Here is a 16540-nt window from a genome sequence, read left to right on the forward strand (position 1 = left end):
CAAATACTTATGATTCCACCTTTTTCAAGTACCAATTCGCAGCAACGTCTGATTAGCCCGATGGGGCGCTCAGAAGACCAAAATGACAATAATATCCGTCCAGCCTTACTCGCTGAGTATATCGGTCAGCCTGTGGTCAAAGAACAAATGGGCGTGTTTATCAACGCGGCGTTATCGAGAAAAGAAGCGCTCGACCATACCTTGATATTTGGACCGCCTGGACTGGGTAAAACTACACTCGCCAACATTATCGCCCGTGAGATGGGCGGTAATCTGCGCTCAACGTCTGGTCCTGTGCTTGAACGCGCGGGTGATTTGGCAGCGATGCTGACCAATCTAGAGCCTGGTGATGTGCTCTTTATCGATGAGATTCATCGTTTAAGTCCGATGATTGAAGAAATCTTGTATCCTGCGATGGAAGATTTTCAGCTTGATATTATGATTGGCGAAGGACCTGCCGCACGCTCCATAAAGCTTGATTTACCGCCTTTTACTTTGGTGGCTGCGACCACGCGAGCAGGTTTGTTGACCTCGCCACTGCGTGACCGTTTTGGTATTGTACAGCGATTGGAGTTTTATAATGTGGAGGACTTAACGACGATTGTCACAAGATCGGCAGGATTGCTTAACGTGCCTATGACCAAAGAAGGGGCGGTGGAAGTCGCTAGACGTTCGCGGGGTACACCGCGTATTGCCAATCGGTTGTTACGCCGCGTACGCGACTATGCCCAAGTTAAAGGCGATGGCACCGTCACCGCTGAAATTGCGCATAGCGCACTCGATATGCTCGCAGTTGATAAACGCGGGCTTGATAATCTTGATAGACGTTATCTTGAGATGTTAGAAGAGCGTTTTAATGGCGGACCTGCGGGGGTTGAGTCGATTGCGGCGGCTTTGGCAGAAGATAGAGGGACGCTTGAAGATGTGATTGAGCCGTATCTGATTCAGCAAGGTTATATCGTACGCACCGCGCGGGGGCGGATGTTGACTTAGTTTTTTGAATTTTTGCTAATAAAAAACCCCTTACATTGTGTAAGGGGTTTTCACATTAGATGGCAAATAAATTATGGTAATGGCGCTATACATTTTCCATCGTTGTTAATTTTAATGACATTAGCATACGCAAATGGACTTTTCCAATTTGGTCTAATAGTAAAGTCTGTAACGTCAGAAACAAGTACAGGGAATTCGATTCTTTGTAATTGGTTTCTCGATTCTGTGCCGTCCACCTTAGTTGACACTGTCAGTTTGGCAGTAAACCAGTTTGCTGTATCTTTTGGATAACGTAATTTGAAATCTAATTTACCAGTGTTATCAGTAACTAGTGTTGCAGTACCATCACCACTGAGGGCAACTGGTATACCATCACGACTGAGCAGCGTTACAGGATTAAATGGATCTAACTTACCATTAATATTGACATCCTCAAAGATATCTAATATACCATTGTTATTTATGTCTTCAGATTGGCAAGTAATCTCATCTAAGTTAGTGGCATATCTTAGTGATGTTGTATCAATTTTCATTAAGCTACTATCAGTAAAGTTGCGATAATACTGAAGAGCCCAATATTGAGTACCACTGCTATTCGTGAGGACCGTAAATTCACCACCTCTATAATAATCTGGTGATATAGCGATAGAAACAGGTTGATTTACTGCAGGTTTACCAAGGCTATTTACCACATAGAGCGAGCCGTCTTTAAAATAATAGACTGGATCATTTAAGGTGGTATCTAATTTGTCAGCTAGGCTTACACCGATATAAGAAGCTTGGTTTTGCACTGTCAAACTCGTATCTGTTGTTTGTGGACCTACATCTACATTAGTGTTACCAATACGAACAGTTTTTACCGTAGAACGTATGGTCACACCGTTTGTTTGTGTCGGAATTTTGCCAGAAAAATAACTGATAGTCGCAAGTCCACTATCATCCGTTAGAGCATAGCTACTGCCAATTCTACCGCCTGATGCATCTTTAATTAATGAGAACTCAACAATTGCATTTCTAATCGGTCTATCATAACCATCTTTAACGGTTGCGGTAATTTTTGCTTCGCCATTCGTGTTGACAATACTGATATTTGGATTTAGGAATAGTTTGCGTACATCTTTAGAGATGAATGTAACATTATCCGTTTTTAATTCAATAGCCTTATCTGTTTCAAATTTGATAGTGGCACTACCAGCCACATCAGAATTAATGGTTAATTTAGCTGTCCCATTACCAGCAGAATCAATAATAACAGGAACAGCAATACGAGTCCCCGTTTGTGTGCCCTGAATTAATGTACCTTTAGTCGTTGAAACATATATTACAGGGCTTATAGCATTATTAAAATTAGCTGAAGTGATAATAGCCTTTGGTACATTTAATGTAACAGCATGTGGATCAGTAACTGATACCTCGTTGTTAATAGCTTCATCAGCTTCAATAACAGTAGTAGCATTGTAGACAACCATTGCAATATTGGCTGAGTTAACTTTGGTTAATGTATAGATATCATTAAATACTTGATAAGTAGATAAAGCAGTATCACGAACACGTACAGAAAGGTTCAACTTGCCATTATTGTCAGTTGCACCTAAGTCAGAGACAATTTTATTCAATGTATATTGACCTACTGTATCAGTAATAATAGTTGCTAAAACTTTCGATGGATCAGCGCTATTAAATAACTCAAGTTCTGTATTTGCAATTGGTGTTTCAACACCATTCACTACTTGCCCAGTTACTAATTTGCCACTGAGTATCACAGTTTCACTGTCATTCACAGAAGTTTTAGATGCCGTAGGATTGCTAACTTTTGTACCTGTTATTTTAAATGCTAGCTCTTGTTCTTGTTGTTTATAAACACCATCATTGACGATGACTTTAATTTTACCTGTATGGTCGAGTTTTGATGCTAGACCAATATCAGATTGTACTAAGTCAACAATAACTAGCCCATTTGCATCTGTGGTAAGCTGAGAGGTTTTGTTAAATGATAATCCTTTATCGATACCATCAACCATTTGTAGCTGAACAGGAATACCTGCTTTGATGCCCCCATTGACGTCAGTCACTCTTATCGTTAAGGTTGAAGAATCATTAGCTGTAGTCAAATTCTGTTTTGATGGACTAACAAATAGCTTGTAGGCTTCAGTATTGGCATTGCTTGTCGCACCGCGGACGGTAGTAGTACCCACAGAAACACCAGATTGGGCAGTGACGACTACGCCATTTTGTAGTAAGGTCTTTTGAGCATCAGTCAATGATTTGACCTCAAGTTCAATAATCGCTTCGCCATTGGCGTTGGTATTCACAACCGCACCTGTGTTATTGACCAAGCCAGAATCCGTTGGAACTTTGAAGCTGACTTGCGCATTTGGCACGACGGCGCCATTTTTATCTATTGCCAGCGCTGTGACTTTAACTTTTGAGCCAATAGCCAATTGAATTGCTGAATCACTGGTTAATAGCAATGAGTTGACGCTATTGGCCGTAATCGCTTCTTGGGTTCTTAAGGTGACTGTTGAGCTAGTGATAGCACCGGCAGTTGCCTTAAATGATAGACCACTGGTTTGTAGATAATATTTTTGGTCTGGGGTGAGCGCACCGACTTTTAAAGTTAATACCGCTTCACCATTGGCATTGGTGGTTGCCTGAAGTGGGGTGGTATTAGTTATACCAGTTGCAGCTGCCGCATCCAATAGCGTAAAGCTAACTGGCATGTTCGCTAGGCTGAAATTTTTAGCATCACGCACTTGGGCAGTTACGTTGATTGTATCACCATTATTGGTAGTTAGCGTATTAACATCTGTGACCAAATTGACTTTAGCAATGTCATTCACTGTCGGTTGTGCGGCGGTTTTGGTGAGAGGTACATTGAGTGTTTGTGTTACATTACCGTTAGATACGGCTGTTACCATATAGCCACTTGCAATCAATTTTTCCGCTTTGGTTGGGTCGATCACGCGTAAACGGATATAAGCCGTACCCTTAGGAATAATTACCGCTCGCTCGCCAATCATCGGCTCTACAGGTGCAGCGACTTCACTGGTCAATACTGTAGAAGGTGATAAGCTCACAATGCCAGTAGTTGTCGGGTCGGGTAGGTTGAATGTAACAGGCGCATTGGTAACAGCACCGTTTTGAGCATCGACTGTGTGAGCCATCACAATGAACTCATTGCCTTGGCTCAATACGACTGGCGTATTTGGGAAATTCTCTAAGACCACTTTATCAATGCTCACTTCATTAACGGCTTTGGCTTTTAGCGTGATTTCACCTACAGCGCCACTTGGGGCAGTGACTTTAACTTTTAGACCATTTTGTAGATAGGCTTTTTGGCTAGCGGTTAATAAGTTTTTGACTTCTAAATCGATACTGGCTTCGCCTTTTTCGTCCGTTTTCACGGTTGTACCCGTGATATTAAAGACATTAGTCAACGCTGGATCTGGAATACTAAATGTCAAATCACTTGCAGCGACGCCGCCAAAGTTACCATTCAATGCAGAAGCAGTCACATGGACTTTAGAGCCTGCCATCATCAAGATATCATCTCTATCAGCGGTGACAGCAATAGAGGTAATCACGCTATCAATTCCTGCATCTCTAGCAGAGAGTTTAATCGGATTAATTTGGGTGCCATTTGGTACTGTCGCGTTGACTACTAAACCATTGGTAAGTAGATAATTACGTTGGGTTTTTGATAAAGAGTCAATACGTAACTTAATAACAGCTTTGCCTTGCGTATCGGTAGTAACTGTTGACCCTGATAAGTTAGCGATACCCGTTGATTCCAAACCTGGCAATGAGAAAGTGACAGGTACTTTGCTTAATGGGCCCTGATTGGCATCTGCTACTGTCGCAGTAATATCAAAGGTAGTACCCACGGTCAAATCGAAAATATTATTAGATAAACTACTACTCAATGCACCTTGTTTGACTAATGCAATGTTAGCTTCGACTGGCACTGCTGAAGGATCGATGCCTTTTAGGGTGATATTGCCTTTAACGTCAGCTGGTGTCGTGTTCATGGTATTCTTAGATACCGCTTGGATGCTGATACCGTTTTGAATCAGGTAGTCTTTGGCAGCTGTCGATTTGACTTCTAGCTCAATAGTGGCTTCCCCACTGGCATTGGTAGTGATATTTGAGGTATCAGAAACTGCATATACACCCGATACGGATGGGTTAGTTAGCAGATTGAATTCAACAGGTGCACCACCAATACCAGTATTATTACCATTGAGTACTGACGCAGTCACGGTAAAGCGTTCGCCAATTTTGATATTAAATGGATTAACGGGTGATGTTAATTTGACTGATTTGACATCAAGGCGTTTGACACTGGTATCGACGCCTTTTAATGTTAAGGCAGGTGCAGCTTTACCATTAGAGGTGGCATTGATGGTAAAACCGTTAAGCAAGGCTTGTTTCTGCGCATCGGTGAGGGACTGTGCTTGCAGCGTAATAGTCGCTTGACCTTGGGCATTTGTAGTGATAGTGGAAGGTGATAAACTCACCACACCATATTGAGTCACACTTGGCAAATTAAAAGTCACGGGCACATTCGCAAGTGCGCCATTTTGTCCATCTAAGGCTGTTGCTGTAATAGTAAACTGCGTACCTGTAGTCAAGGCAATAGCAGAAACATTAGAAGCTAACGTTAACTTACTGACTAATGCCTCGTTGACCTGTTTACCTAGTACAGTTGCTTGACCGATAGCACCGTTAGCTGAAACTGCTTGAATCTTAATGCCACTAAGTAGGGCTGCTTTTTGAGCCGCTGTTAACGTAGACTTGATTTCAAGCTCAATCACAGCTTCGCCTTTAGCATCGGTTTTAACCGTTGAGCCAGTTATATTGTAAAGGCCAGTGGTCGCTGGGTCAGGAAGACTAAAGGTTAAATTAGTATTGGCAATACCACCAAAGTTTTTATCAAGTGCAACAGCGGTGACTTTCACTTTACTACCCGCTGCCATTAAGATGCTGTCACTGTCAGCGGTCATAGATACAGATTTAACTAGAGTATCAACACTCGTGACTTGCTTAGCAGTCAATTTAAGTGGGTTGATCTTAGTACCATTTGGTACTGTCGCATTGACTACTAAGCCATTCGCCAATAAATAGTTACGCTGGTCAGACGTTAATGAAGCGATTTCCAAATTAATGGTTGCTTTGCCTTGTGCATCGGTAGTAACCGTTGATCCGGATAGATTGGCGACACCTGTTTGCTCAAGTCCAGGTAAGCTAAAAGTGACAGGAACACCACTTAAAGCACCCTGTGTAGCATCGGCAATATTTGCAGTCACTGAGAAGCTATTACCCACTGTTAAATCAAAGGTATTGCTTGGAGTAGTGCTAGATAATGTCGCTTGAGCTACTTTCGTAGTATTAGCACTAACCGTTGGATCAACCCCAAATACTTTAACCAATCCTGAGACATCTACCGGTGTGGTACCCATAGTGTTTTTAGCGATCGCAGTGATACTTATGCCTTGGCTTAATAAGCGTGCTTTTGCCGCTTCAGATTTAACTTCTAACTCAATGGTCGCTTCGCCGCTAGCATTAGTGATGATGTTAGAGGTGTCAGAGACTGCATACACACCCGTAACGCTTGGGTCTTCGAGTTTAAACTGAACAGGTGCGCCGCCAATACCAGTATTATTACCATTGAGTACTGACGCAGTCACGGTAAAGCGCTCACCGGTTTTAACATTGAACTTACTGATTGGACTGGTAACTTTTACCGCTTTAATATCAAAACGTTGAATTGATGTATCCACGCCTTTTAATGTTAAGGCAGGTGCAGCTTTACCGTTAGATGTCGCATTAACTGTAAAACCGTTAAGCAAGGCTTGTTTCTGCGCATCTGTAAGCGATTTCACCTCTAAAGTAATAACCGCTTCACCCTTATCATCTGTTAATACCGTAGAAGCGGATAAACTGGCTACACCTGTATCTGCAAAACTTGGCAGAGTAAACGTGACAGGCGTGTTTTTAACCACACCTTTTTGGTCGTCCAATACAGTAGCGACCACTTTAACTTGACTACCAATGATTAAAGGAATATTTGAGCCTGTTAGATTAACTGTGCTTACTGATACTTCATTGGCCGCTTTGGCAGCAAGATTAATAACCCCTTGTCGACCATTTTGTGCGGCTACAGTCACATTTAAACCATTTAAAAGTGCCGCTTTCTGAGCATCAGTCAAGGTTGTTTTAACTTCAAGGTCAATAATGGCTTCGCCTTTGTCATCAGTAGTAACGGTAGAGCCGCTTAAATTAAAGACACCTGTTAATGCTGGATTTGGAATATTGACGGTTAGGTTTTGGCCTTTAATCCCACCGAAATTCTTGTCAAGTGCAACAGCGGTGACACGTACACGACTACCTGCCGCCATAATAATATTGTTGGAATCAGCCGTAACTGAAATTGAATCAATTGTATTATCAGGCGTCGTAACGTTTTTAGCAGAGAGCTTTAGCGGTGAAATTACTGTACCATTAGGCACTGTGGCTTTAACTGTCAAGCCATTGGTAAGCAAATAGTTACGTTGGTCTGCAGACAATGATTTAATTTCAAGATTAATGATTGCTTCACCATTGGCATTGGTGACGATGGTAGAACCTGACAGATTAGCGATACCTGTTTTATCTAAATCAGGTAAGGTAAAACTAACAGGTACGTCATCTAATTTGCCATTGTTAGCATCTGCGATGGATGCGGTGATTGACAGCTTATTCCCTACCGTCAAATCAAATGGGTTCACGCTAGATACTAATAAAGCTTTACTGACTTTAGCAATATTTGCACTTAATGTTGGATCGGTGCCAAGAATAGTTTTCTTGCCGCTGACATCAGTAGGTGGATTATTTAACGTGTTTTTAGCAATCGCAGTGATAGTTACGCCATCAGTTAACAGTAATTGCTTAGCGGCTTCTGACTTAACTTCAAGCTCAATAGTCGCCTCACCATTTACGTTGGTAATAACATTGGTCGTGTCAGAGACAGCATAAACACCAGTCAAACTAGGATTATCAATAGTAAACTCAACAGGAGCGCCACCTATACCTGTATTGTTAGCACCTAATACAGATGCAGTAACCGTAAATCGCTCTCCTGTTTTGATATTAAATTTACTGATAGGGCTTGATAAATTGACTGCTTTTACATCAAAGCGCTTTATAGTATCCATGCCTGTTAAAGTAAGCGCAGGTGCCACTTTACCATTGGCAATTGCATTAATGGTAAAGCCTTTTAATAAGTTGGCTCTTTGGCTATCAGTCAGCGATTGAACTTGCAATGTAATAATAGCCTGCCCCTTGTCATCGGTAATAATGGTTGAGGGCGACAAACTTGTCACACCATAATCCGCTAAAGATGGTAGGTTAAAAGTTACTGGTGAGTTGGCAATGGTACCGTTTTGTGCATCGCTCACATTAGCAGTAACTGTGAACTGGCTACCGACAGATAGGGGAATATTGGTGACATTGGAAGTTAAGTTAACATTTGAAACTACAACATCATTGACTGCTTTTGCCGATAATTTGATTTGACCAGTTTTGCCATTGGCGGCAGTGATATCAACTACCAAACCATTAGCCAGTGCCTGTTTTTGTGCAGCAGTTAAGGCAGATTTGATTTGCAGGTTAAAAATCGCTTCGCCTTTTGAGTCAGTGGTAATCGTTGAGCCTGTAATATTGTACACGCCCGTAGTTGATGGGTCTGGAATTTTAACCGTTAGAGTTTGATTAGCCAAGCCACCAAAATTTTTGTCCAGTGCGATGGCAGTGACTTTTACAGTGCTACCCGCTGTCATCAAAATATTATCGCTATCTGCTACGACTGAAACACTTTCAACCGTAACAGGAAGGGTGGAAGATTGTTTCGCTGATAATTTTATAGGTGCAACACTAGTACCATTAGCAACTGATGCATTAACAGTTAAACCATTACTCATTAAGTAGCTACGTTGAGTTGCATTAAGAGAGGTAAGGGATAAATTAATAGTGGCCTTGCCTTGGGCATCAGTGGTGACTGTTGAGCCCGACAAATTAGCGATACCCGTTTGATCTAGTCCAGGCAAGGTAAATGTCACTGGTACGTTAGCTAACGCACCTTGAGATGCATCTAACACATTGGCAGTCACAGTAAAGGTATTACCGACTGTTAAATCAAACTCGTTGTTAGTAAGACTAGAAGAAAGACCGACTTTTGAAACCTTAGTAATATTTTCATTAAATGCGGGGTCTTTACCCAAGATATTTAATTTATTTGTTACATCAACAGGGGTAGTGCCGGTCGTATTTTTTGCAGTGGCGGTGATATTAATGCCCTGTGACAATAGTTTGGCTTTAGCAGCTTCAGATTTTACTTCTAGTTCAATGGTCGCCTCACCACTGGCATTTGTTACGACATTAGAGGTATCAGAAACCGCATAAACACCTGTCGCACTTGGGTCATCAAGTTTAAATTGGACAGGTACACCACCTAGACCAGTATTTGAACTATTTAACACTGAAGCAGTAACTGTGAATTTTTCACCAACTTGTACATCAAAATTGGTTTTTGTTGTCGTTAGATTGACCTTTTGCACATCTAGCTTAGTTGTCGTACTACCTTGCTCGACTCCCTTTAAATTAATAGTATTAGATGCAACACTACCTGTTCTCGCAGTTGAGTTAATGGTTAATCCAGTATTTAACAGGTAACTTATTTGTTCATCTGACAAGGATTTGAGCTCTAACTCTAAATTTGCTTCACCTCTGTCATTGGTTAACACACTTAAATTACTATTAGCAAAAATACCACTAAGAACTGAATTTCCAATATTAAAATCGATGGTCGTGTTCGGAATGATATTATTGTCTTTATCCACTGCTAATGCCGTAACATTAATTTTTGTACCTTTTTCCAACGCAATATTTTGGCTGTCGCTAATTAATAGTAAATTACTGACAGCCACAGTAGGCGTTGGGGTCGTCGTATTAACATCGGTGCCTTTGAGGGTTTTACTTGTTGAAACTTTACCTACTGTGGTAGTCACAACCAAACCATTTTGTTTTAAATAGTTTTTTTGATCATTGGTCAAAGAATTAATATCAAGTTTGATAACCGCTTTACCCGTGTCATCAGTGACTAAATTTGGACCAATTCCACTATACACGCCTGTTACGCTTGGGTCTGTAATCTGAACGCTTACCGGTACACTAGCAACACCGATATTATTACTGTTTAAGGCGTAGACAGTTAACTCTACACTATCGCCAACATTCATATAAAAATCAGAACTGGTACTGACTAATTGAACTTTCTTCACACTGGCAAGATTGGTCGTAGTGGTCGAATCTGTACCCGTGCTTGGGTTAGTGACACTGACCGTACCTGTTTTCACAGGCGGGGGCAATGTATCATTACCGCCACCACCGCCACAACCAGCGAGGGCAAGTGCGGTCGTTAATGCAGAAAGTTGAAAGGATTTGATTAGGTTGGTAGAGATAGCCATAAAGTTATCCTAGAGAAAGTAAGTAAGGCTGCTAAATAAATCGAGAGACATAAATAGAGTCAGAAAAAATTACCAATTTTTCGATGAGCAGAAAATGTTACGTGATTGATGCTAAAATATAATTTTTGATACTGTCTACTTTACTAAGTTTGCACAAAAGTTACAACAAATTCTAATCATAATTTGATGAATTTAATCGAATTGAAATGGTAAGGTATCAACAAGATTTCTAAATTTAACGCTATTTTTTTAGAGGGCGTATAAAGAAGTTGCCCTACATCTAGGATATTGCTAAAAACTCACTAACAACCCCAATGCCAAAAAATGTAAATTAAGTGACAAAAAATGCTGTCAAAAAACCTTTCAACGCCTTTTAATATCATTGACCATATATCGTTATATCATTTTTGGGCAAACGCTCTACCGCCATTGCTACCGATAGTCGCAGATGGGTCGCACATATCAATTTGTCATCTCAAAAAAGTGCTGCCTGAGCTGTTAAAAGTCATGCTGTATCAGTTATCGGCAAAAATTCAGCAAAATCCGTCATTAATCCATCAAACTTTGCCGCAGGTAACAGATAAAAATAGTTTTATCCCCGAATTTTTCACTGCTTTATTTACAAAAAATTTGACTGAAAACGGCATTAATTTTGTAACTCTAAAACAACTGTCTAAAAATAGCCCATCAATTTTTGAGCAGTTGTTTGATGATGAAACCCAAAAAACTATGATTGCCGGCGTGCTACTGGAAAAAACCCATCTACCCTTAGATAACCTGTTAACTATTTGGCAAACCATCACTGCATTAGTGTTGATAAATTTGACAGATATGATAAGTTCACTACGAAACACCATAAACTCAGGGCAGATTAATGAGTGGCTTGCGATGCAGCCGGTTTTTTTTATGTCACCACAAGATACGGGACTGATAAATGCAGTGGGTTTTAGGCGCGCTGTCAGTTTTCAAGCAGTACAACAACAGCAATTAAAATGGTCAAAAATTCAAAATATTGCGGAATCGCCTGTCTATCAACAGCATATTGTCCAGCAAATGACTATTTATAAAGCGTCCAATTTTTTTAACATTGCACCAATGACCATCCCGCATGCTCACCTCAATCTACATGTGATTTCAAACGGTAACCGCCAAATAAACAAAGCGGTGACGTCAAACACACAAACAGTCACTTCAGCCAGCGATATTTTTGCCAAACCGCAAGTTCGCAAACCCGCTCATTGGATAGATAAGTTACAAAAAAATTGGATTGCGACAGCCACCCTATTATCTGTCGCCGTTTTTGGCGGAATAGGGGCGTTGGTGAGCGTCAGAGATAAGTCTGCCGCCACCCAACCCTCAGCAAAAATGTCAGTGGCACAGCCAGTTTATCACGATGTGGCAATAGTAAAAGTCGCCTCTGTAGCAGATATGACTAATCCGATTACAATGACTGAGCGTGGCAAAAAAGCAGCTATCTCTGAATTACAAGATAGAAATGAACCGCGAGATAATCACAAATCACAAGATAATAAGCATTCAGTGCAAGCTGAAAAAGCGCGAGATAAGAAAAAATCCGACAAAAAACAGCCTAACAAAGACCGCAAAAAAACGACCAGCCCTGATTTTGGCAATGACTCTAATGCTGACTCTAAAAAAGATGTTAAAAAAGCTAACTTAGTGACCAAAGGTGACAAGCAACCCTCTGAAAAAACCGCTAACGCTAGCAAAAAATCAGCGGCCAACGATAAAACTGTAAAACAAAAATCGCCACAAAAAGCGCAGAAAGCCTTATCATCAACAACGACCACTGACAAAAAATCGGCTAAAAAGCCTGACAAAAGGGTAGATAACACGACGGATAACAAAGCGAATAACGAGGTGGGTAATAAGTTAAACAATGAGTCGAATAACAAACCTAGCAATAAATCCAAAACCCATTAACATCGTTATTAAAGCGACATAAACTGACGTATTATTTGTCGGTGTACTTGGCTTGCGAATATTTTCATGTCGTTTTTTGCCTAAAACTGCTATGATGCACAAGTTTTTCAACGCTTCAATTATCGGTTTTTGACGTTGTTTTTTTAAGGCATTCTCAAAACTGTTCGAGGAAATCATGAGCGCAGCGACTGCACCTATCAATACTTTTACTATTACTGCCCCTGATGACTGGCATATTCATTTACGGGATGGGCAGGCGCTTGCCACGACGGTGCCACATGCTGCGGCCAATTTTCGCCGCGCTATTTGTATGCCAAATTTGGTGCCACCCGTCAAAACAGCCGCTGATGCTATCGCTTATCGTGAGCGTATTTTGGCGCAAGTGCCCAACGACAGTATCTCCCAGCAATTTGAGCCATTGATGACGCTTTATTTGACCGAGTCACTGACGGCGGAAGACATCGAAGCTGCCGTTGATTCAGGTGTAGTAAAAGCAGTCAAGTTATATCCTGCAGGTGCGACCACCAATTCTGCGGATGGGGTGAGCCATATCAATCATTGCACCGATGTATTTGCCAAGATGGAAGCATTGGGTTTGCCGCTTTTGGTTCATGGTGAAGTGACGCACCATCATATTGATATTTTTGACCGTGAAAAACGCTTTATTGATGAAGTGATGGTCAATCTCATTGATAAATTTCCAAAATTAAAAATCGTCTTTGAACACATCACAACCAGTGATGCCGCTGACTTTGTGTTGTCACAGGGCAAAAATGTCGCAGCGACGATTACCCCGCAGCATTTACTTTTTAATCGTAATCACCTGCTGGTGGGCGGGATTAAACCGCATTTTTATTGCTTGCCGATTTTAAAACGCCAAAGTCACCAAAAAGTATTACTTGATGTAGCAACCAGTGGCAATCCCAAATTCTTTATTGGTACCGACTCTGCGCCCCACGCGACGCATACCAAGGAAAATGCTTGCGGTTGTGCAGGCTGTTATAGCGCATCGATTGCGCTGCCCTTGTATGCCCAGGCCTTTGACAGCGTGGGCAAACTTGATAAGTTAGAAGGATTTACCAGTATGCACGGGGCAAAGTTTTATGGCTTACCTATCAATAGTGATAAAGTGACCTTGGTGCGTGAAGCCTGGCAAGTCCCAGAGTATTATCCTTATCTTGACGGTAAAGATTTGACCCCGCTGATGGCTGGACAAACGCTGGACTGGAAAGTGATGCCATTTAATTTAGCCGTATGATTGTTCACCCTTTATTTTTTCTGTTTTTTTTCCGCAAGGTAACGTATGACCGCCACAACTGAACCCATGACTATTGCCAACCGTTTTCGCAATTACTTGCCCGTGGTGGTGGATGTAGAAACAGCAGGGTTCAATCCAAAAACCGATGCCTTGCTTGAGATTGCCTGTATTCCAATTTTGATGGATGATAGCGGGCGTTTTTACCCAGGTGAGGCGGTCAATGCCCATATTGAGCCGTTTGAAGGGGCAAACCTTGAAGCGCGCGCCCTGCAATTCACCGGCATTAATCCGCATAGCCCGATGCGAAAAGCCATTGCTGAAGATGAAAAAACCGCCATTCGCCGTATTTTTAAATACTTAAAAATGGTGCGTCAATCGACCCAATGTACTAAGTGCATTTTGGTGGGGCACAATGCGCATTTTGACCTCAGCTTTTTAAATGCTTTAATTGAGCGTACCCATAGCAAAAATCAAAGCCAATTTCACCAGTTCTCCGTGTTAGATACCGTCACCTTATCCGCGCTTGCGTTTGGTCAAACGGTATTGGCGAGAGCGTGCAAACTCGCTGGACTAGAATTTGATGGTAATGAAGCGCATTCTGCCTTATATGACACCCAAAAAACGGCTGAATTGTTTTGTTATATCTTAAACAATTATCCGATGCTGACGCCAAACTTGGCGAGCGATGAGCCTAATGATGAGGACGTACTAGTGCCATCTGAAGACCCAACTGATGGCTAAATTTTTTGGTAGTTATTGAGATATTTAACCTTGTTTAGTATCCAAATTGCAGCATTCATCCAAATCTTTAAACTTTAACTGCCACAAATATCAGTATCATGAATATAATCAGCGCCGCAGTCGCAAGCGCCATTTTTTTGCCATAGCTAGTATCTTCGCGCTGGGTTTGCTTGAGTAATGACAGGGTGGCAATACCTTGCGAAATGCGTATGGCGTCAGGGTGACCATGTGCCGCAGCCAGCTCTAGCCAGTATTTGCCCATCTCGCTATCTTGCTCGACCCCATGTCCTGCATAGTACAGTTTACTGAGTAATTTCTCCGCACGATTGTCTTGCTGCGAGGCTGCTTGTTGCAACAGTAGCAAAGCTTGTTGGGAATTTTGAGAAATCTTGAGTAAGTGATTGCCTTCAAATAGCCACAGTGCTCGACGCAGTAATGCATCAGCAAGACCATTCTCGGCAAATTCATCAATTATTTGTACGGCTTTTGCCAAATTGTCTGCTGAGATAGTGTTTTCGACTACATTTTCTTCGAATACATCATTTTCTAATAAATTATTTTCTAATACATTGATTTCTAATAAATTGCCGCTTGATTGCGCTGCTTGAATCAGCGCAACCGCTTTTTCATACATTGCTCGGTTATGCTCAGTCATGTCTGAATCAAGCCATTGAATGGTCTGCAAATCCTGTGCAAGCTCACCAAAAATCGCATGTTTGTTGACCACTGCCTGTGATTCGGCAATGGATTTGCGCTGATTGAGCAGTCCTTCATGCAGTGTGGGATTGAGTAGCGCGGCTTCAACTTCTGCCTTATAGCGCGCAACTTCCTCTGCTTGGCGCTGCTGTTCTTCAAGTTGTTTTTGTTGTTCGATTTGTTTGGCTTGGGCTCTTGCTTGCGCGATGACTTGGCGATTTGAGCGGGTTTTTGATGGGATTTTGCTGGTTAGCGATTGAGAAGTAAGGGGATTGTTAAGCGAAGTGGGCACCGCCGATGACGCCGTTTGTTCAGCGATGCGCAAAGATTTATCACTAGTAGGGGTGACATTTTCCAATACCACTTCATGATCATTGCGCTTATCCATCATATAGGGTGCATCAATCACCGGGGTGATTTGCATCACTGTTTGGCTAAAATCTGGCACCTCGGTAAAGTCAAACCGATAAATTTGCGGCAATGCCACGCCGTCATCGGCAGCCATCTCATTGGGATATTTACGATCAATCAGCGGATTGTCTTCATCGGTGATAAATTTGGGATGAGATAAACGAGATGCAATCATGGTGTTGGATAAATGTTGATAGTGATGTCATTATAGAGGACAAATAACCGAAAGTAAAAAAGCCAAAACAATAAAAAAGGATAGCGTGACTATCCTTTTTTATTATCGTTTTAATGGCAATTAAACGCTGAATTGTACTTTTGACAGCGCTATTTTACAGTCGTTATCTTGCAGGTGTTATAGTGCAATTATTGGGCAATGGTTACAGGCGTTTTTGATTGTAATTCTTCAAACGTGACACCGTCTGCTAGCTCAACCAGTTTTAGACCGTTATCGGTCACATCCATGATGGCTAAATCAGAGATGATACGATTCACCACTTTTTTGCCTGTCAAGGGTAGCGTACATTCAGCCAATACTTTTGGTTCACCATGTTTGTTGGTATGTTCCATCAATACAATGACGCGTTGAACGCCTGCGACCAAGTCCATCGCGCCGCCCATGCCTTTGACCATCTTGCCAGGAATCATCCAGTTGGCAAGATCGCCACTGTCTGAAACTTCCATCGCTCCTAAGATGGCAAGGTTGACTTTACCGCCACGAATCATGGCAAATGATTGTGAGCTTGAAAAAAAGCTCGCACCAGTCGCTGTAGTGACGGTCTGTTTACCCGCATTGATTAGATCTGGGTCAACTTTATCGGGTGTTGGGAATTCATCAATCCCAAGCAGCCCATTTTCTGATTGTAGCCAAACGTTGACGCCTTCTGGAATATAGTTCGCTACTAAGGTCGGTAAACCGATACCTAGATTGACATAAAAGCCGTCTTGTAGTTCTTTTGCGGCTCTTTGTGCCATTTGTTCACGAGTCCATGCCATGGTA

The 16540-nt window shown here is 41.8% G+C and carries 7 protein-coding genes; 4 read left to right on the top strand and 3 right to left on the bottom strand.

The features are described 5' to 3' along the window. Positions 1–9: 9 nt before the first annotated feature. Positions 10–993, top strand: a complete 984-nt coding sequence (gene ruvB, locus RTJ53_RS00100; RefSeq protein WP_409418121.1) for a Holliday junction branch migration DNA helicase RuvB — start codon at positions 10–12, stop codon at positions 991–993. Positions 994–1064: 71 nt separating this feature from the next. On the opposite strand, the gene RTJ53_RS00105 is transcribed toward ruvB, so the two are convergent. Beyond that, entirely contained in the window at positions 1065–10496 is a 9432-nt protein-coding gene (locus tag RTJ53_RS00105) for a beta strand repeat-containing protein (protein WP_312275308.1), read from the bottom strand. 345 nt (positions 10497–10841) lie between these two features. Between RTJ53_RS00105 and RTJ53_RS00110 the strand changes: the two genes are divergently transcribed. The 3 genes from RTJ53_RS00110 (at position 10842) to rnt (ending at position 14436) form a co-directional block, all read left to right on the top strand. Beyond that, positions 10842–12437, top strand: a complete 1596-nt coding sequence (locus RTJ53_RS00110) for a hypothetical protein (RefSeq protein WP_312275309.1) — start codon at positions 10842–10844, stop codon at positions 12435–12437. 175 nt (positions 12438–12612) lie between these two features. Further along, positions 12613–13695, top strand: a complete 1083-nt coding sequence (pyrC, locus tag RTJ53_RS00115) for a dihydroorotase (protein ID WP_312275310.1) — start codon at positions 12613–12615, stop codon at positions 13693–13695. A 45-nt stretch (positions 13696–13740) separates the two neighbouring features. Further along, positions 13741–14436 (top strand): ribonuclease T, encoded by a 696-nt coding sequence (gene rnt / locus RTJ53_RS00120; protein WP_312275311.1) that lies wholly within the window; start codon positions 13741–13743, stop codon positions 14434–14436. Positions 14437–14503: 67 nt separating this feature from the next. Here the strand turns inward: rnt and RTJ53_RS00125 are convergent, their stop codons facing one another. Together RTJ53_RS00125 and RTJ53_RS00130 are read right to left on the bottom strand one after the other, a co-directional pair. Then, entirely contained in the window at positions 14504–15718 is a 1215-nt protein-coding gene (locus RTJ53_RS00125; protein WP_312275312.1) for an SEL1-like repeat protein, read from the bottom strand. 188 nt (positions 15719–15906) lie between these two features. Then, positions 15907–16536, bottom strand: a complete 630-nt coding sequence (locus RTJ53_RS00130; RefSeq protein WP_050325035.1) for a 3-oxoacid CoA-transferase subunit B — start codon at positions 16534–16536, stop codon at positions 15907–15909. Positions 16537–16540 lie beyond the last annotated feature (4 nt).

The organism is Moraxella sp. CTOTU46711 (genome assembly GCF_031975715.1).
GTDB lineage: Bacteria > Pseudomonadota > Gammaproteobacteria > Pseudomonadales > Moraxellaceae > Faucicola.